The organism is Lachnoanaerobaculum sp. MSX33 (assembly GCF_000512995.1).
Lineage (GTDB): Bacteria > Bacillota > Clostridia > Lachnospirales > Lachnospiraceae > Lachnoanaerobaculum.
On the sequence record NZ_AZXX01000062.1, the window covers coordinates 220,366 to 240,532 of the forward strand.

Annotated in this window: 17 protein-coding genes and 1 riboswitch; of the genes, 2 read left to right on the forward strand and 15 right to left on the reverse strand. The window is 38.3% G+C overall.

Features of this window, described 5'->3' with window-relative positions; genetic code table 11:
- Positions 1-60: 60 nt before the first annotated feature.
- The 14 genes from HMPREF1495_RS07035 to selD all read right to left on the reverse strand — a co-directional run bounded on the left by HMPREF1495_RS07035 (position 61) and on the right by selD (position 15,592).
- Positions 61-1,443, reverse strand: a complete 1,383-nt coding sequence (locus HMPREF1495_RS07035) for an NCS2 family permease (RefSeq protein ID WP_034213296.1) — start codon at positions 1,441-1,443, stop codon at positions 61-63.
- Between the two features lie 126 nt (positions 1,444-1,569).
- Entirely contained in the window at positions 1,570-3,303 is a 1,734-nt protein-coding gene (gene ade, locus HMPREF1495_RS07040) for an adenine deaminase (protein WP_034213173.1), read from the reverse strand.
- Positions 3,304-3,332: 29 nt separating this feature from the next.
- Positions 3,333-3,824: a xanthine dehydrogenase subunit XdhC gene (gene xdhC, locus HMPREF1495_RS07045; protein ID WP_009663000.1), complete on the reverse strand. Its 492-nt coding sequence runs from the start codon at positions 3,822-3,824 to the stop codon at positions 3,333-3,335.
- Positions 3,805-4,704, reverse strand: a complete 900-nt coding sequence (gene xdhB, locus HMPREF1495_RS07050) for a xanthine dehydrogenase subunit XdhB (RefSeq protein WP_007593424.1) — start codon at positions 4,702-4,704, stop codon at positions 3,805-3,807. The genes xdhC and xdhB overlap by 20 nt, the downstream gene beginning before the upstream one ends.
- A 9-nt stretch (positions 4,705-4,713) precedes the next feature.
- On the reverse strand, positions 4,714-7,005 hold the full coding sequence (gene xdhA, locus HMPREF1495_RS07055) for a xanthine dehydrogenase subunit XdhA (protein WP_034213177.1): 2,292 nt from the start codon (positions 7,003-7,005) through the stop codon (positions 4,714-4,716).
- Between the two features lie 105 nt (positions 7,006-7,110).
- On the reverse strand, positions 7,111-8,379 hold the full coding sequence (locus tag HMPREF1495_RS07060) for an amidohydrolase family protein (RefSeq protein WP_034213179.1): 1,269 nt from the start codon (positions 8,377-8,379) through the stop codon (positions 7,111-7,113).
- A gap of 62 nt (positions 8,380-8,441) precedes the next feature.
- Positions 8,442-8,537: riboswitch (purine riboswitch) on the reverse strand.
- Positions 8,538-8,710: 173 nt separating this feature from the next.
- Positions 8,711-9,298: a nucleotidyltransferase family protein gene (locus HMPREF1495_RS07065; RefSeq protein ID WP_007593429.1), complete on the reverse strand. Its 588-nt coding sequence runs from the start codon at positions 9,296-9,298 to the stop codon at positions 8,711-8,713.
- Positions 9,298-10,098, reverse strand: coding sequence for a selenium-dependent molybdenum cofactor biosynthesis protein YqeB (yqeB, locus tag HMPREF1495_RS07070; RefSeq protein WP_034213182.1), 801 nt, complete (start codon positions 10,096-10,098; stop codon positions 9,298-9,300). Before yqeB ends, HMPREF1495_RS07065 begins: the two co-directional genes overlap by 1 nt.
- 14 nt (positions 10,099-10,112) lie before the next feature.
- Positions 10,113-10,814: a selenium cofactor biosynthesis protein YqeC gene (gene yqeC, locus HMPREF1495_RS07075; protein WP_034213184.1), complete on the reverse strand. Its 702-nt coding sequence runs from the start codon at positions 10,812-10,814 to the stop codon at positions 10,113-10,115.
- Complete coding sequence (locus tag HMPREF1495_RS07080; protein ID WP_007593432.1) at positions 10,815-12,194, reverse strand: uracil-xanthine permease family protein; 1,380 nt, start codon at positions 12,192-12,194, stop codon at positions 10,815-10,817.
- A gap of 349 nt (positions 12,195-12,543) precedes the next feature.
- Positions 12,544-12,780, reverse strand: a complete 237-nt coding sequence (locus HMPREF1495_RS07085) for a DUF3343 domain-containing protein (RefSeq protein WP_007593434.1) — start codon at positions 12,778-12,780, stop codon at positions 12,544-12,546.
- Positions 12,780-13,940, reverse strand: a complete 1,161-nt coding sequence (locus tag HMPREF1495_RS07090; protein WP_034213187.1) for an aminotransferase class V-fold PLP-dependent enzyme — start codon at positions 13,938-13,940, stop codon at positions 12,780-12,782. Before HMPREF1495_RS07090 ends, HMPREF1495_RS07085 begins: the two co-directional genes overlap by 1 nt.
- Entirely contained in the window at positions 13,940-14,557 is a 618-nt protein-coding gene (yedF, locus tag HMPREF1495_RS07095; RefSeq protein ID WP_034213190.1) for a sulfurtransferase-like selenium metabolism protein YedF, read from the reverse strand. The genes HMPREF1495_RS07090 and yedF overlap by 1 nt, the downstream gene beginning before the upstream one ends.
- 9 nt (positions 14,558-14,566) lie before the next feature.
- On the reverse strand, positions 14,567-15,592 hold the full coding sequence (gene selD, locus HMPREF1495_RS07100) for a selenide, water dikinase SelD (RefSeq protein ID WP_034213192.1): 1,026 nt from the start codon (positions 15,590-15,592) through the stop codon (positions 14,567-14,569).
- Between the two features lie 237 nt (positions 15,593-15,829).
- Here selD and HMPREF1495_RS07105 point away from each other — a divergent pair, with 237 nt between their 5' ends.
- The gene (locus HMPREF1495_RS07105; RefSeq protein ID WP_007593439.1) at positions 15,830-17,305 is read left to right on the forward strand and encodes a L,D-transpeptidase family protein; all 1,476 of its coding nucleotides are present in this window, start codon (positions 15,830-15,832) and stop codon (positions 17,303-17,305) included.
- A 234-nt stretch (positions 17,306-17,539) separates the two neighbouring features.
- Complete coding sequence (locus tag HMPREF1495_RS07110) at positions 17,540-18,997, forward strand: sodium:solute symporter family protein (RefSeq protein ID WP_007593440.1); 1,458 nt, start codon at positions 17,540-17,542, stop codon at positions 18,995-18,997.
- Positions 18,998-19,053: 56 nt separating this feature from the next.
- On the opposite strand, the gene HMPREF1495_RS07115 is transcribed toward HMPREF1495_RS07110, so the two are convergent.
- On the reverse strand, positions 19,054-20,154 hold the full coding sequence (locus tag HMPREF1495_RS07115) for an ABC transporter substrate-binding protein (protein ID WP_007593445.1): 1,101 nt from the start codon (positions 20,152-20,154) through the stop codon (positions 19,054-19,056).
- Positions 20,155-20,167 lie beyond the last annotated feature (13 nt).

Genomic DNA, 20,167 nt, shown 5'->3' on the forward strand with positions numbered 1-20,167 from the left:
TCTCCCCATATCTCTTCATTTATTAAAAACTATTCAAGGCAGTGAAAATATCGGTAAAACCTAGAGTAATATATACTTTAATATAAACAATAATGAAAGTATATACATAAGCGGTGTAACCTTCTTTGTTCTTCCTGTAAAGGCATTGATAATTACATAAGATATAATTCCCATTGAAATACCCTCTGAAATACTGTAGAAGAGAGGCATTGCAACTATACAGATATAGCAAGGGATAGCCTCTGTCAAATCTGAGAAATCAATATGTACAACATTTGAGAACATATAGAATCCTACCACTATAAGTGCCGGTGCCGTTGCAAAAGAAGGTATTGCAAGGAATATAGGTGACAATAACAATGAAGCCGCAAAAAGAACTGCTGTTGTCATTGCTGTAAGACCTGTTCTTCCACCCTCAGAAACACCTGAAGCAGACTCAACGAATGTTGTAACTGTTGTTGTACCAAGCACTGCACCTGCTGTAGTAGCTACAGCATCCGCAAGTAAAGCACCCTTTATATTTGGAAGCTTACCGTCTTTGTCAAGCATTCCGGCCTTTGTAGATACACCTATCAATGTACCGATAGTATCAAACATATCTACGAATAAGAATGCGAACATAACTACTACAAACTCCAATGTTGCAATCTTGTGGAACTCAAGCTTGAATAAAACCGGTCCAATACTCGGTATGCTTAATCCGTTTGAAAAATCAGGCAATACACTGTAAAAACCGAGGGCAGGGTTTGGAACATACAAACCTGTAACCTGAGCGATTATACCGAGAACCCATGTTGCCAATATACCAAGTAAGATATTTCCCTTTACTTCTTTTACAACAAGGAATGCTGTAATAAGAACACCGATGATAGCGATGATAACTGTAATACCTGCATCATTTCCTGTAGCCAATACACCTTCAACGCCATGTACCTTGTTGTATCCTCCAAGTGAGAATAATTCTACAAGTGTAGCACCGCCTATAACGATCTTGGCATTTTGAAGTCCGATAAATGCAATAAAAAGTCCGATACCCACACTTACAGCTGATTTTAAGTTTCTTGGAACCGCATTAAAGATAGCCTCACGCACATTTGTAACTGAGAGTGCTATAAATATAATACCTTCTACAAATACCGCTGTAAGAGCTGTCTGCCATGTATATCCCATACCTAAAACTACTGTATAAGCAAAATATGCATTAAGTCCCATACCCGGTGCAAGTGCAAAAGGATAGTTTGCAAACAATGCCATAAGTGCGGTACCTAAAAATGAAGCAATTGCGGTTGCTGTAAATACGGCACCTCTGTCCATACCTGCAGCACTTAAGATGTTAGGATTAACCGCCAGTATATATGCCATTGTCATAAATGTTGTTATACCGGCAATAATCTCGGTTTTTACATCGGTTCCGTTTTCTTTCAGTTTAAAAAACTTTTCCATATATAGTCTCCTTTTTTTATTATACTCCGGTGATACTCGGCCCGGAGTTTTAGTTTCCTTATAAGTCAAATTTAATTCAAGATATTTAAGTCTATATATCACTGCCATTCAATATATTTTAAAAATCTAATCCGCCTCAATGTCTATGAACCTATTCTCAAAAATATCGAATAATCCTCGGGCAGTGAGTTTCAACTCGGGAATAACAATAAGTGACATAAATGTGAGTGACATAACAGGCTCAAGGCTTTCGTTAACCCCTAATTCAACTACAGCCTTTTTGTGAAGACTTAAAAGTTTCTTTGAAACCTCTTCACCGCTTAAATCACTCATAAGTCCCGCTACAGGTAAAGACAGGCTTTCAATCACCTTTCCGTCCTTTACCAGCGCAAAACCTCCACCGTTTTGTTTTACATTCTCAATAGCAAGATTCATCTCATCATCATTTACACCTACACAGATGATATTATGTGAATCATGTGCTACAGATGCCGCTATGGCACCGCTTTGTATGCCATAACCTTTTATTATTCCTAGTCCGACTTTTCCGGTATTGTGATGCCTCTCTATAACCGCACATTTGCAGGCATCTATATTTTTATCAAAGACAAAAAGTCCGTTTTCATCTCTTTTTATCTTTATCTTTGTTTTCTTTGAAAGCACTCCTCCGGCAATCATTTCGATTGCATAAACCTCATCGGATTTCAGCCACATTTGTAGCATTTCCTTTTTGAAGTTATCCAGATGTACAGTGTTTGATACATCTGTAAAATCATGCTTTTTTAACTCCTTGAGATACTCTCCGTCTCTTGCCGCTTCCTCACCGAGAATGTATACCGATGATACTTTGAAATCTTTCAAATCTTCAAAAATCACAAGATCCGCTCTCTTTCCCGGTACTATCATTCCCCTGTCTTTGAGTCCATAGCAATCACTTACATTCACAGTAGCCATTGCCAAAGCCATAACAGGTGAGATTCCGGCATTTACCAAAGTTTTCAGATGATATTCAAGATGTCCGTCCTCAAATATAGTCTTCGGTTGTCTGTCATCCGAACATAATAAGCATCTTCTGAAATTAAACTCATTTATACCCGGTATAAGTGCACTAAGATTGTGACAGGCTGATCCCTGTCTTAGCTGTACATAGATGCCTCTTTCAAGTCTGTCTTCCATCTCTTCGAGTGTGGAGCACTCATGATCCGTGTCAATTCCTGCACAGGCATATGCATTCAGTGCCTTACCGCATAGATTCGGACTGTGTCCGTCTACAATTTTCCCGTGATTCTTTGCTAAAACAAGTTTATCAAGTGCAATATCATCATTTTCAATGATTGCATTGTAGTCCATAAACTCGCCGAGTCCCGGAACATCTTTTGACACTATATCATCTGCCATATCTTCAGCCGATATCACATATCCCGCATCCTCCATCTTTGTTGCAGGTACACAGGACGGCATCATATATTTAACTGAAAGGCAGGTATTTTTTGCAGCCTCCTGCATATAGTGAAAGCCCTTTATCCCACATACATTCACTATTTCATGAGGGTCCGCTATGACAGTGGTAGTACCGTGAGGTACCACCATTCTGCCGAATTCTTCAGGTGTACAGTATGATGACTCTATATGAATATGTGCATCCATAAGACCCGGTGAGATATATTTCCCTTCTATATCCACCTCAACTTCACCATCATATTCTCCAAATCCTGCAATATAACCTTCCGCTACAGCAAGGTCCGCTTTAAATATTTTTCCGCTGCAGACATCCGCTATAGAGCCGTTTTTTAGTACAAGATCAGCTTTTTTCTTCCCATTTGCCACATCAATCAGTCGCTTTAAACTATCTTTGTTCATACTCCCTCCAAAAGTCAAGCTCCTATCGATCAGTCAACGCCAAGTCTCTTTTTCATTGTCTTTTCAACTGCAACAAGGATATTCTCATATCCTGTACATCTGCAAAGATGTCCTGAGAGCAACTTTCTGAGTTCTTCTTTTGAATAGAGTTTTCCGCTGTTAAGAATCTCTGTAGCCGACATTACAAATCCCGGTGTACAAAAACCGCACTGGATAGCAGCCTCATCTATAAATGCCTGCTGCAAATCCGATATCTCACCGTTTGGTCCCATAAGACCTTCCAATGTAAGAATATCCTTGCCCTCAGCCCAAACTGCCAAGTAGATACATGAGTTGAATGCCTCTCCGTTTATAAGAACATTACATGCTCCGCACTCTCCTACTTCGCATCCTTTTTTTACGGAAGTAAGTCTGTAGTCATTTCTGAGCATATCTGTAAGTGAACTTCTTACATCTACCATTTTTTCACATTTCTTGCCGTTTATGGTACAACTGACTAATTTATAACTCTGTCCTGTCATCGACCTTACCTCCTGCCTGCTTTACAGCCTTTTCACAAGCTTTTCTTGCCATAACAACACCGATATGACATCTGAAAGCTTTACTTGCTCTCCATGAATCACGAGGATTGATATCTTCCAAAACTTTCTGCGCAAAAGCCTCTATATTCTCCTCATTAACTTCTTTTCCTCTTATAAAGTTTTCCGCTGAAGGAACTCTCATAGGAATAGGGCCTGCTACACCGTAAGCTATTCTTACATCCTCAAAGCTCTTTTTATCCTCTGAGAGTTTTACATTTACCGAACATCCTGTAGTAGCGATATCCATAGCCTCTCTCATGGCATACTTTATATAATGACCTTTATAACCTTCATAAGCCTTCTTCGGGATAATGATTGCTGTCTGTATCTCTCCCTCTTTTAAATCCACTGTACCGGCCTTTATATAGAATTCATTTATAGGTACTAATCTTCTGTAGCCTTCTCCGGCTATCTCAACCTGTGCATCCCATGCAAAAAGTGTAGATGCGGAGTCGGCTGATGTAACACCGTTACATGTATTTCCGCCGATAGTTCCTATATTTCTGATCTGCGGTCCACCTATCTGATCCACAGCTTCACCAAGTACATTGATGTATTTTTGTATAATAGGATTCTTTGTAATATGTGAGAAGCTTGTCAAAGATCCTATTCTTATATTTTCATCGGCATCAAGGCAGATTCCTCTAAGCTCATCAAGCATATAGATACTTACAAGCTCCTTACCCGCTCTCTTACCTTCTCTTATCTGTACCAAAACATCACTTCCGCCGGCAATAACCTGTGAGCCCGGATGTTCTTTTAAAAGTCTGCAAGCATCATCTACGCTTGTCGCCTCGTATAAAGCTTTTATATCGTACATTTCTTCCTCCTACTTAAGTAAACCTGCTTTATCAAAATATTCATACAGTTTTTCCGGACGTAAAGGTAATTCATTAACACCTACACCTGTAGCATTCATAATAGCATTTCTTATAGCCGGTGCCACAGGACAAACCGGTGGCTCACCCAATGATTTTGTACCAAAAGGTGATGTAGGCTCAGGATTCTCAACAAATGCCGTCTCAAGATGCGGATGATCCATACATGTAGATAATTTATAATCGAGTAAGTTGTCATTGAGCACTTTTCCTGTCTTCTTATCTAGAAGCTGTACCTCCGAGAGCGCATATCCTATACCCATACTCATACCGCCCTCAACCTGTGCCTTTGCAAGTGCAGGGTTGATAAGCTTACCGCAGTCATGTACATTTATAATCTTTGTGAGCTTTGCTTTACACATATCTATATCAACTTCAACTTCCGCAAAACAGCATCCGAATGAATATGCATTTGACTTAATCTGTGCTGTAGACTCCGCTGTAATATGTCTGCTGTCGCTGAGAGAATAAAGTGCTTCCGTTGCCAAATCACTCAATGAAATAAGCTCTCTGTTGTCTGTAGTTCTTATTATCATAGAATTCTTGATATCTGTAATTGAAGGCGGCATATTTGTCAAAATATAAGCATAGTCAAGAATCTTCTGCTTCAAAAGTCCTGCAGTCTTTGCAATGGAGAAACCGCCTACATAGGTCTGTCTTGAAGCGTATGAACCTGTACCGAAAGGTGTAATATCGGTATCCTGGTTTGAAACAACATGCACTTCATCAGCTCTGATTCCAAGAACTTCTGCAGCCATCTGTGAGAATGCCGTATCCGCTCCCTGACCGATTTCAGTCTCACCAAGCTGTAATGTTACGGAACCGTCCTGATTGAGTACCATTCTTGATGATGATGACTCAAGTGATATAGGCCAAACTGCGGTATTGTACCAGAATGTTGCCATTCCTATACCTTTTCTTACTCTGCCTGTCTGTTTTGCAAGCTCTTTGACTCTGTTGTCATAGTCCATATAAGCTTTGCCTTTTTCGATACATTGTCTGAATGTATCATAGTAGTTTTCATTCTTTGAAAAAGCGTCCTTATATCCCTGTGGCATAAGGTTCTTAAGTCTGAAGTCGATAGGTGGAATACCCATTATCTTCGCAACATCTTCCGTATGAGACTCTACCGCAAACATAGCCTGCGGAATTCCGTATCCTCTCATGGCTCCGGCTACAGGTCTGTTTGTAAATACCGTATATGCATCTCCTTCAACATTATCACATGGATAAAGCTGTGGGAAAGCACCGAGTCCCTTAGCTGCAATTGAATGTCCGTGTGAAGCATATGCACCCTGATTTGAGAATGCTTCTATCTTTCTTGCGGCATATGTACCGTCTTTTCTTACATGTGAAATTATATGGAACTTTATACCATGTCTTGTTCTGTTTGCAAAGAAAGTTTCCTCTCTGCTGCAGTCAAGCTTTACAAGATGTCCGCCTACCTGTAATGAAAGGAATGCACAAAGCGGCTCATAAAGTATATCCTGCTTATTTCCGAATCCACCGCCGATATAAGGCTTGATAACTCTTACATCTCCCCACGGAATTCCTAGAGCCTGACCTACGACTCTTCTTGCAATATGAGGAATCTGTGTGGAAGCAACTACGGTAATTCTTTTGCCTTCAGCATAAGCATAGCATATAAAGTTCTCAATATGGCAATGCTGTACAGGTTCTGTAGTATACCATCTGTCAACTACCGTAAGACCCTCTTCTTTGATTGCCTCTGCATAATTACCTCTGCTAAGACTTGTGTGCTTTAAAATATTGTTGGGATAATCCTTATGAATCTGTGGAGCGCCGTCCTTCATGGCTTCCAAAACATCTGTAACTACAGGATACTCTTCATATTCCACCTTTATAGCCCTGAGTGCCTGATTTGCCGCCACCTCATTTTCAGCTATAACCGCAGCGACATCATCTCCGTAAAATTTAACTTCATCAGTGAGAAGCAATCTGTCTGCAACGTCCTGATGACTTACATCTGTAGACCATGGGTGTCCTGCTGTAGGGAAGTAATTTCTATACTGTCCAAGGTCAAAACAGGTAACAATCTTAACAACTCCCTCAATCTTCTCAGCCTCACTTGTGTCAACGGAAAGAACTTTTCCGTGAGCTATTGTGGAATGCACTATTTTTGCCACATATGCTCCTGCATCACATAAATCGTCGGTATATTTTGTTCTACCTGTGACCTTGTCAAACGCATCCACTCTGGTGATACTTTTTCCAACCTCCATATTATTTCCTCTCTAAATTATTATTTTTATATTATTTAATTTATATACCTTTATCCTCTTGTAGCGATTGGCTGTGTGTCTTTGTAAGTTGATAAAAATATAAAATTAAAAAGTAACTGTTTTTTGTCCGGATACATATTTTGCTCTCAATGAGCATTCATCTGACAGATATAGGAATCTTTCAAATCTCTTTCTTATATCATCAATATCCTTATTCAATTCCTCATCATTTATTACTAACATATCCGCTTCAAATCCTTCTTCAAAGGCTCCCACCTTTCCGAAGTAACTTCCGGGGATTCTTGTTGCTATGGCAAATGCCTCGGCAAGCTCCAAAGGTTTTGAATTTTTATCTATATATCTCCAATAAAGCTTTGAAAGCCCTATTGCTTCTACCGCCTGGTTAAATATATTCAGTGAAAATCCCGCCGCTATATCACTTCCAAGTCCCACCTTAATGCCTTTATCAAGGAACTTCCTTATAGGTGCTATTCCCGATGACAGACATATATTTGACTGCGGACAATGAGCGACATACACATTTTTCTCCTTTAAAAGTTCAATCTCCTTTTCATCAGAGTATACACAATGTGCCATAACCGTGTCTACCTTACTTTTATTCAGATTACCTCTTTTATTGTAAGCATCCAGATATCCTTCCGAATCCGGACAAAGTTCTCTCACCCATTCCACTTCTTTCGGATTTTCCGATAGATGTGACTGTAAACCGTAAGTATCACCTCTAATCTTACCAAGTTCTTTCATAAGTTCATCACTGCAACTTGGAATAAATCTCGGAGTTATTATAGGTTTTATATTCTTGTATCTGTCTTTACAGATATCAAGCCATTTAATTGTGGAATCTATAGATGACTTTGTAGTCTCAATAAGTTCATCTGTAGAATTCCTGTCCATATTTACCTTACCTACAAAACATTTCAATCCGCTCTCTTCAAGCATATCCATCAACAGTATTGTGGCATCTGTATGCAATGTTGCAAATACTACCGCTCTTGTGGAATAGCTTTTAGTCAGTGCATCAACAAATTTTTTATAAGCTTTTTTTGCATATTCAATATCCTTATATTTTGCTTCCTCCGGAAATGTATATGTATTCAACCAATCCAAAAGTTCCATATCCATTCCAAGCCCTCTGAAAGCAAATTGCGGAGCATGAAGATGCATATCTATAAGTCCCGGTAATATCAAAGAATCTCCGTAGTCTACTATCTCTTCATTCTTTAAAGAATCGGGAAATTCATCTTCCGAATATATTTTTGATATAATACCGTCTTCAACCACTAAAAAGCTTTTTTCTCTTATTCTGATCGTACATTTCTTTGTACAATCCACCAAATTCCCTTTAACTATCATATTCTCCCCTAATAAAAATATGAGGTGCTTTCCATTGTGCATGGAAACACACCTCACTCCACCCACAATTTCTGTGGGCCTATAGTCAATTATTACGGTAATTGGTAGAGACGCTCAACCGATTATGAGCTTATATAAGTCCTCTAATTTAATATTTTTATGTAAACTCTCCAAAAGAGAAACATAGAATATAATTTAAATATCTATTTGATTAGAGGATATCATCTAATTAGGTTTTCGTCAAATTTTTTGCGAAGTTTTTATATGAATTATGCCCTATATTTATTTGAATTATCAATATATATATAAGAATTGTACTATTCTATTTTTATCAATGTATTTTATCAAGTACATAATAATAAGTTTCTTTCGTATCAATATCCAAAAGTTCGTCTTCATTTTCTATATCTACAAATAAAACCTCACAAATATGCGCTTTTATAAGCTTTTTGCCGCCTTCTTCTTCTCCAAGTAAAAGCAGTTCATCAAAATACTCACTGGAAAATATACATGGGTTTCCAAGCCTGTTTTTACATCTTACACTACTTATAGTTTTATTCGATTGTTGAAATTCATCTATTATCTTTGTTATTGTCTGTGATCTTAATAAAGGCTGATCACAGACACCGAATAATACACTTCCTGAATTCTCAATATTTTTCAGTTTCTCCACCGCAAGCTTTATTGAGCGGGATTTTCCAAGCTCAGGTTTACCATTATATATGGTTATAAATCCGTTCTTTTTATAATAATCTAAAATCTCGGTATCCTTACTTACTATTATCTTATTATCAAAGTCATATGCTCTTTTATATATTTTTTCCATATATTGATAGAGCTTAACCCCTTTGATATCTGCCAGAAGCTTGTCACCTCCGAATCTTTTACCTTCTCCGGCAGCCAGAATCACCAAATCCATTAAGCTTTCCTGCCGCTTATTTTACTAAGTATTGCTTCCAGTACCCCGCCTCCTATGGCACTTGCCTTATCAGATACGGTGAAGCAATACTCCCTTTCTGCTCTGGGGTCCACATCTCCCGATTTCATACCTGTCTTTACTTTTACACCGTCTTGTAAAAGTCCTCTGACAATACCGTCAATATTTGCATATACAGGGGTTTCATCACAGTATGCCAACAAATCTCCTGCCTTTACATAGTCTCCGATATTTACCTTTGCCTTAAACACTCCGTCTGCAGTTGCCCTGATGATTCTTTCCACAGTGTATCCGCCTATATTTCCGGGAACTCCCGTATTCGGATAAGCACTTCCGCTCCACAGTACTCTGCCCAGATTATGTCCTCTCTTTGTTTCCACTACCGCATGGCAGTCAACTCCCGCATTAAATCCCGGTCCTACACCTATTACAATATCGGCATCGGTTATTTTGGTGCCTATATTTGTCTTTGCGATAATTGCATCCACTATCACATCCGGCTTATATTCCTTCATAATTTCCCCGCTTGGATCCACTATCACAGGTATACATCCCGACTCCATTACAGTATCAATCATTGAAATATTTTCACAGAGCTTACCTGTTATACCTTCAACACTTGCCTCACCTGTATAAACGGCAGGTGAGAATGCAACCGTTCTTCTTACCGTAGTAGGTACGGCGATATCAGACATTACTATATCAAATCCCGATCTGTACAATCTTAAAGCAATTCCCGTTGCCAAATCTCCGGCACCTCTTATCCAAATCTTTTTGTCCATCATAAACCTTCTCTCTAGACTAAAAATTCAAAATCACAAAACTCTCTGTTATTATTATATGATGTTATTGAAACCTTGAAATTTTTAAAACCGTTTGCTTCACAGAAAATCTTTATATATTTTTCTATCTCTAAAGCCTTCTTTACATCTTCTTCAGTGTCGGTTTTATTTATAATAAATAAAGTTTTTCTGTTGTTTACACCTTTAAACTCCGCCCTTTCATCTGTAAGAATCTTTGCGGCATCTTCCGTACTGAGAACATGATTCTCATCCCATCCGAAAAGCTTAACAGCTCTTTCATACCTGAAGCATTTTTCACTTATCTTTTTTCCGACAGCATCAATACCCATACATACTATGCAAATATCGGTATTCTCAGGTATTACAGGCTCCCCTTCTCTTGGGATTTTTATAGGTAAGCGCTTTGCTCCGTCAGCCTCAACCAATACTATATCGGCATATTTATTAAAATCCCTCACCTCTATTATATCAAGAGATGATAATTTTTCACCTACATCTTTTCCTATAACCACAGGTTCATCCTTAAACTCAACTTTTTCAAGCTCTTTTGCAGAATCTATTTCAATATATTCTTCCGGCTTTATTATATGAGTTGTTGTTGTTATAACAACTTTTTTGCCTTTTTTGGCAAAATATCTACCTATATAAAACATGGTGGTGGTTTTTCCACCACCACCAACTAATGAAATTATCATTTATTGCATACCTACCAATTTCTTTACATCCATATCCTTCGGCAATACGAAGTTTAATAACATTGAAAGTACAAATACGCCCGCTACGGAGTTACCTGCAAAAATATCTCCTATAACCTTAGGGAAATAATCAAATATGCCCGGTGTCTGAGTAAATCCTATTCCGATACTTATAGATAAAGCCGCAATTATTGTATTCCTTTGAGTGAATCCGCATTTCCCAATCATATCCATTCCACTTACCACTATAGTACCGAACATCACTATTGTACATCCACCGAGTACAGGTTCCGGTAATGTTGAAAAGAATGCACCTACTGGTGGGAATATTCCTGCCAATATAAGGATCAATGCACCAAACATAATAGTAAATCTGTTTACTACCTTTGTCATTGCAATAAGACCTACATTCTGTGAAAATGATGTTATAGGCATACATCCAAACACACCTGATACAGCACTTAAGAAACCGTCACATGCAAGTGATCCCGATACTTCCTTCTCTGTAATGTCTCTGTCAAGTCCGCCTGCAACAACCGCAGTGGTGTCACCGATAGTCTCTGCAGCAGATACCAAGAAGATTAGAGCAACAGACAAAATTGCACCGGGATTAAATATTGGCTTATATGGCAATACTCTCGGCAATGCAATAAATCCCACTGTATTTATTGTTCCGGTAAAATGCGAAAAATCTACAATACCAAATATAAGAGAAATTATATATCCAACTATAAGACCGAACATTACGTTTAGCTGCTTCCAAAATCCCTTTGCAAGTGAACTGAATGCTATACATGATACAAGTGTAATAAGTCCAACAAGCATATATTTTGGAGCACCGAAATCATCAACATATCCGCCTCCGAAACTTTTTGCACCTACTGCAAGCAGAGAAAAACCTATGGTAGTAACTACACAAGCCGAAACTATTGGTGAAACTATCTTTTTCCAATACTTATAAGTTAATCCGAGACAGCCTTCTATACATCCACCGACTATTATCGCACCAATCGCTGTTTGATAATTAAAATTAGTACCTATGTAGCCTAGTGCCTGCACAAAGGTAAAGCTGACTCCCATTACAACCGGCAATCTTGAACCAATTTTCCATACAGGATATAACTGTACCAAAGTTCCAAGGCCCGCTATAAACATGGCACTTTGCATGATTCTCGCAAGCTCCACTCCACCAATCTTATCAGCATCACTTCCAAGTAACTTTGACGCACCACATACTAGAAGTATAGGCGCCAGATTTGCAACGAACATGGCCATAACATGTTGCAGTCCGAAAGGTATTGCTTTTGCCACAGGAACTCTTCCGTCCAATTTGTAAATATTATCAATACTTACATTTGAACTACTTGTCTTTTCACTCATTTTAATCCTCCTTAAAAAAGACATTTATTTTTACATCTCTTAGAGATGAAATGTACTAAGGATCAATATTTAAATTTCTTATTGTTAAAAAGATATCAATAGAAAAGGTTTAAATACGCATCAGATATTCTCTGATGCGTCAAATATCTACATATTAACTGTTTAATTATAAACTTTCCTTTGGTATATTTAATAAAAAATATCGTTATAGCTTTTATTTTTTATATACTATCATTTTTTCTTGCAAAAATCAATCTAAATATTATTTTTTATGAGCAAATCATACTATTTTTCAGACTAAACATGTTAATAATTTACATATTTGTTTAACACTGTTTATTATATAGTTTTAATGCCAAACCTTACTTGCCTTATCATACAGAGGATTTTCTTTCTTAATCAAGTTATCTATCAAATCCGCCGACTCAAAAGGAACACACCATGCCAAACCGCAACCTGAGGAAAGTTCTTTCGGAACGGGTATCAGCCTTCCCGGTACATTTTCTTTTGCACACAGACTTTCAAATGCCATTGCGGCTGTGGTGGTTTGAAATGTCACTATATATTTCCAACTTTTTTCTCTCATTATTCTTCCACTATTTCTTTTATCGCTTTTATAACGGCATCTATTTCTTCCTCGGTATTAAAATATGAAAACGAAAATCTTGCTATTCCCTCGTCCACTGTTCCAAATGCCTTATGCACCAAGGGCGCACAGTGAGCACCCGCCCTTATCGCTATATCATAGTCCTCACCAAGATAATCGGCCAGATCTCCCGAATGGATTCCGTCTATGTTTAACGGCAAAATACTCCCATGCCTTATAAACTCGGGTTCTTTTTCAAATTCAGAACAATCCGTATAAAACTTTATACCTTTTATATTCTTTACACCATCATAAAGCCTTTTTAACAGATGCATCTCTTTTTTATGTATATTTGTTATTCCGACTTCATTTATAAAATCAATTCCGGCACCAAGTCCCGCAATACCCATAATATTTAATGTACCTGCTTCAAGCCTTGTCGGATACTCATCAGGCTGCTCCTTATTAAAGGATTGCACACCGCTTCCTCCTACCTTAAAGGTATCTATCAAAATATCGGAATTTATAACTATACCGCCTGTTCCTCCCGGTCCGAACAGTCCCTTATGCCCCGTAAAGCAGAGGATATCTATCCCCGTTTTATTCATATCTATCTTGATATTTCCGGCACTTTGAGATACATCCGCTATAAAATACAGATTATTCTTTTTTGCTATTTTCCCGATATACTCTATATCCGCTATTTCACCGGACACATTTGATACATGGTTTACAATTATAGCCTTTGTATTTTCTTTTATATGCTTTTCAAATTCATCATATTTTAATTTTCCGCTTTCATCTATTCCGATAAAATCAATGCCTATATGCTTGGTTTTTTCAAGCTTATAGAGCGGTCTAAGCACGCTGTTATGCTCCGTTACCGTACTTATTACATGATCTCCACTGCCAAACAGTCCGAACAATACGATATTTAAACTCTCTGTAGCATTGGATGTAAAAATCACTTTTGAAGGGTCGCCGCTTCCGAAAAATTTTGAAATTTTTTCTCTTGTTTCATAGACCATTCTACCTGAATCAAGCGCGGCCCTGTATGCACCTCTTCCGCTGTTTCCATAGGATGTAAGCGCATGGTTTATAGCTTCTATTACATTTATCGGTTTTTTGAATGTAGTGGCGGCATTATCCAGATAAATCATTATGGTCTGATTACAAGATCGGCTTCCATGAGATAACTTACAATATCATACATATTTGTCACCTCACCTACCAAAAGCTTCTCACTAAGTCCGTAATTGTTAAGGCATGCACCACATGAATAGATTTTTGCACCTGCATTCTCCAAAACCTTCAAATCTTCAATACTTGCAGAACCCTCTGTAGTAATTCTTACACCTGTATTGTAGAACAGGATTTTTGCAGGCGGTATATCCTGTGAACTGAGAGCATAGATAAAGCCCTTTAAAAGAGTCTTACTGAACTCTTCATCACCGTCGCCCATCTTATCGGAATCTATTACCACAATTGTTTCTTTTAATTTTATTTCATCAGACTTTACTGCAGTCTTTGTAACAGGTTTAGCCTCGGAAGCTTCTCCACCGTTTACATTGACGGTAACGATATACTCCGTATTTGACTTTTTCTCAAAAGATGCCTCGTACTCTTTTTGCTTTGCCATCTTTAAAAGATTCTGTACCGCAATCTCATTATCAACACTTACCTCTACCGCTCCGCTTCCGCCAAGTTCTCTTATCGCATTCTTTGTCTTAACCACCGGTATCGGACATGCATCACCTATCGCATTTACTTTAATCATATTTTCCTCCTATTTATAAGCTACTTTTATAGCTGTATTTTCTTTTTCCTTTATTTCTCCTACTATTGCGACAGGCATACCTGCCTCTTTTAATTCATTTAAAAGTGCATCCGCCTCCTCTTCTCCAACAGCAAGCAAAAGTCCGCCTGAAGTCTGAGGATCAAACAGTATCTCTTCCATTGCAAAAGGCACATCCTCAAAAATCACATTTTCACCGACATGATTTCTGTTTCTCTGTCCTCCGGCAGTGATGAGGAATTCATCAGCCAAAGCTTTTGCTGCTTCAAATACCGGAATCTGTTTTGCATAAATTTCACAGGACTTATCATCACCCATCATTTCCATAAGATGCCCCAAAAATCCGAAACCTGTTATATCGGTGCATGCATGAATATCGTATTTTTTTGATATATCACAGGCATATTTATTTAAAGTCCTCATAGAATCAACAGCTTCATTTAAGGTATTCCCATCCGCTTCACCTATTCTTGCTGCAGTACATATAATCCCCACTCCAAGTCTTTTTGTAAGTATCAGTCTGTCTCCGGGTTTTCCGGTATTATTTGAATAAATCTTCTTAGGATTTACTATCCCTGTAACACTGAGACCGTATTTTACATCAGTATCATCTATTGAGTGGCCGCCTGCAAGCACACCGCCTGCTTCTTTTACCTTTTCAAGTCCGCCTCGCATTATTTCTCCAAGGATATTTAAATCACTGCTTTGCGGAAAACATACTATATTGAGTGCTGTCTTTACCTCACCGCCCATGGCATATATATCACTTAAGGCATTTGCTGCCGCTATCTGTCCGAATGTGTACGGATCTTCCACCATCGGCGGAAAAAAATCAAGTGTTTGAACAAATGCAATGTCATCAGTAAGCTTATAAACCGCCGCATCATCCTTTGCATCAAAACCCACCATTAAATTTTTGTCAAAATTTTGCCTCGGCAATCTCTCAAGTATATGGCTGAGTATTCCCGCTCCAAGCTTTGCGGTACAACCTCCGCCTTTACAGTAAAGTTTTTCCATATTGCCTCCTAATATATAACTTATCTATATCGTCAATATATAAACTAATGACTATTATAACCCCTTTATATTGATTTTCGCAATCAAATCAGGCAAAGATTTTATATAATGTAACATTCGTTAACAAATGAAAGATTTATGTAATATTTAAATCAATTGAACAAAATTTATTTATATGTTATAATTTTAAACCATAGTGACTTTAGTTTACTAATGTATTCTTTTTAAGGAGGAAATATGCATTTAAAAAGATTTTCAGCTGTATTTGCGTCAGCATTGATGATTTCTTCAGTATTATCATCCAACGTATTTGCAGCAACAATAAGAAGAAATGTCACAGCCGGCTCGGTAGCTGTAGAAACATCAGCACAGACCGAAACAGCTGAAAGTACAGAGGCTGCAACTTCTGCAGCTACAGGTGAGGTGGTATCTACAAACGATTATATACCTTCCACCATCAACAATGTAAATATGCCTGAAAACCTTGACCTTGACAGCGTAGTTGCCAATGCAGGTCTTGGTAATGTAGGCAACGGAAATACAAATCCCGAGCCTGTACTTGGTGAAACTCAGATGGTTCACTTCGGACTTTGGAATACTGCAGATCAGGAGATCTCAGGTGCCGAGACAAACACAAGTGCTTATGCTTATGCAAAAGACGGTTTTAACAAGCTTTATCTCAATCATTCAGGTATAGGTAGATATTACTACAGAACCTACAATATGAACTCAGGTTGGTCAACATGGATGAACTCTAAGGAGACTGCACCTATTACAGATCCTGCAAACAAGGTTCAGGCTGTTCAAATAAGAGTAAAAGGATATACAGGTGTAAGAAGCGACCTTTATTACAAGGCCGTTTTAAATGACGGAACCGTACTTGACTGGGCTAAGAACGGTCAGACTCTCGGTACTATCGGTACAGACAGATATATAGTAGCTCTTAAGCTTACACTTTGGGACAAGCAGACAGCATTCACAGAGCCGACAAAGGTACTTATGGAAGCTCCTGTTTATGAAGGAACTTATGTAGATGCCAACGGTCAGGTTCAGTATTCATCAAAAGATGCCTATACCGGATGGGGATTTTATAATAATGACCAGTACTATTTTAAAGACGGTGCAACTCAAAAGGGATGGCAGTATATAGACGGATATAAGTATTATCTTGATGAGAATACAGGTGCCGTTGTAAGAGATCTTGAGCCTGTTATGGGATTACAGGATTCTTATGAGATTAAGTACAATAAAGCAACAATGACCATGTACATCATGGCTAAAGACGGTGCAAACGGATATATAATTCCTTACAAGACTTTCATGTCAACTGACGGACCTGCTACACCTATAGGTACATTCAAGACATATGTTAAGTACAGATGGAAAATAATGCATGACAATATCTATTGTCAGTTCCTTTCAAGATTTAAGGACGGATATATCATTCACTCACTTATCTACTATGATAAAGCGGATTCAAACAGACTTGACGCATCTACATACAACTATATTGATGATGCAAGATCTGACGGATGTTTAAGACTCCGTGCAGGTGATGCGGCTTGGGTATATTACAACACCAAGATGAACACACCTGTTATAGTTTACAACGATCCTACAAATAAGGGTCCTGTTGAGAAGGACGCTATAGAGCAGCCAATTCCTGCAAACCAGACATACGATCCTACAGATCCTATAATGCAGGGAAGATAATTTAATATATTAATTGTGAGCGGTGTGAAAGTATTTTACATCGCTTTTTTATTTATCTGTTTTTTGGACAATTTTTACTTGTTTAATATGAATTTTTCTATTAAAATAATAAGTACAGAAAGTTTTATTCAACTTTGACGGATAGATTTTCGGCAGAATAAAACTATGTTCGTGAATACTTTGTCGAAAATTCTTTCCAAGGCATCTATGTTTGTGTACAGAAAGGAGTTTTTTATGGGTGCAAATTGGATCGTAACAGCTGTCGTAATAGTTTATTTGATTGCCATGCTTTTTATAGGCTGGTATTCCTCAACTAAAATCAACAGTAACACTGACTTTATGGTTGCCGGAAGGCGACTGGGACCTTTTCTTATGGCAGGTACTTTAGCCGCAACGGAGATAGGAGGAGGAAGTTCGTTAGGAGTTGTCCAAAACGGTATGTCAGGATACGGCTTAAGTGCTGCCTGGTATATTATTACAATGGGAATCGCCTTTGCCATCCTTTCTTTTATAGCACCTAAGTTTCGTGCCGCTACAGTAAAAACAGTTCCGGAATATTTCCGCAGACGATATGGCAAGGAATCGGGATTTGTTACGGCAATTATTATGTTGCTTCCTCTTATAGGGCTTACAGCAGGACAATTTATAGCTTCTTCCGTAATTTTATCCACTATGCTTGGAATCAGCTATAAAGTTTCGGTTATTATAGTAGCCGTTGTCGTAACAATTTATTCAATTATGGGTGGACTTTGGAGTGTAACATTAACCGATTTCGTTCAGGTATTTTTAATTATTTTAGGTATGCTTGCCGCGGTTCCTTTTGCTCTTAACTACGCAGGAGGATGGAGCGCCGTTGTTACAAATGTTACACCTGAAACAATGAATCTTTTCTCAGGATATGATTTATTCGGTATTATTTCACTTGTAATCATGTATGTCGGAACATTCTCCGTCGGACAGGAAGCAGTTTCCCGTTTCTATGCGGCAAAGAACGAGACCGCGGCTAAACAGGGAGCATGGCTTGCAGCATTGCTTAATTTCATTTATGCGTTTGTTCCTACAATACTGGGAATTATCGTTTTGGCATTAATTAATATGGGAAAATTCTCAGATAAGGACTTTGCATCGGTTGGCGCAAGATATGCTCTACCTATTCTTGCTATCCGTACCATGCCTGCCATCGTCTGCGGACTGCTCTTCTCAGGAGTAATTTCAGCTACAATGTCAAGTTCGGACTCCGACCTTTTGGGTGCAGGTTCTATATTTGCAAATGATATTTACAAGATTTATATTCGTCCGAATGCAAAGAGTTCGGAAGTTATGAATGTAACTAAGATAACTATGATTATAGTCGGATTCTTATCTCTTTTGATTGCATTATTTAATACAAAGAGTATTGTATCAATATTGATGTTCTGCTTCACTTTACGTGCCGCCGGCTCTTTCTTCCCATATGTAATGGGACATTACTGGGCAAAGGCGTCAAAAGCCGGTACTATTGCTTCTCTGATTTTCGGAACAATTGTTGTGGTTTATCTTGAACAATTTTCCAAGGGATACCTTTTCGGAATCCACTTCTCTCAGGCAATTATACCCGGACTTGTGTTTGCATTTATCGGTTTTGTAATCTTCTCTATCGCTTTCCCGCCGAAAAATCCGGGAACAGAGCTTTTAGAAGAGGAAGACGATTAATATATCCGTATATTTTAAAAGAGGGATGTCATTGCGACATCCCTCTTATTTATTTCCTAATTTGTTTCCTGTCTGAACTCTTCCCAGAGCTTGTTGTGAAGCTCATTTGCCTCATCACTGATATTCTCTATCAGCTCTCCGCCCTCAATAAGTGAAATCTTATCCTCAGGGAATACTATAAGGTCCTTCCAATCGTCTGATACATAGCTTTCAGCAGCTTTGTTTGTAACAAAGTATCCGATGTACTCAAAGCACTTTGCAGCTACTTCAGGCTCATTGATATACTCAAGGAATTTGTATGCAGCCTCGGCATTCGGTGCATTTGAAGGAATAAAGCTTCCCATTACTCCGAATCCAAGTCCTTCTTTAGGATATACAACTTTTAAATCAGGATTTGCTTTGATTGCCTGAGTTACCTGTGATGTATACATAAATGCCGCTCCAACTTCACCGCTTAAGAGATAATCCTGAAGATTATTGTCATTTATAAGACGTATATTCGGCGCTAAAGTCTTTAACTTATCTCCTGCTTCCTGTATCTGAGTAAGATCATTCGTATTAAATGAATATCCGAGTGATTTCAAAGTAATACCGTCTATTACTCTGTAGTTTCCGATAATACCTACATTACCTGCAAGCTCAGGATTCCAAAGATCGTTATAGCCTTGAATATCCACTTTCACAGTCTCAGGATTATATACTATCAAAGGTATACCTGCACCGTAAGGCATTGTATACTTATTGTCAGGATCATAGAACTTACTTTGGAATAAAGGATTTATATTGTCATATGTAGATATCTTTGACTTATCAAGCTCCTTAACAAGTCCTTCTCCTATTGCAAGCTGGATAATATAATCGTCTGCAACAACGATATCATAATCACCGCCCTTAGTCTCTTCAAGCTTTGCAAGCATTGTCTCATCAAGGTCGAAGTTTGAATAATTTACCTTAACTCCGGTCTTTTCCGTAAAGCCGTCCAATACCTCCTGTGGGAACATTCCGTCCCATGTATACAGATTTAAAGTGGTCCCCTTAAGAGCGCTGTCTGTGGCAGCTCCTGTGCTTTGCTGTGCGGCATCTTTAGAACCGCCTCCACATGCTGTAAGAGCAACAGCCGCTCCCAAACCGAGTAAACCTAATACTTTAGATTTCATTTAATTTACCTCC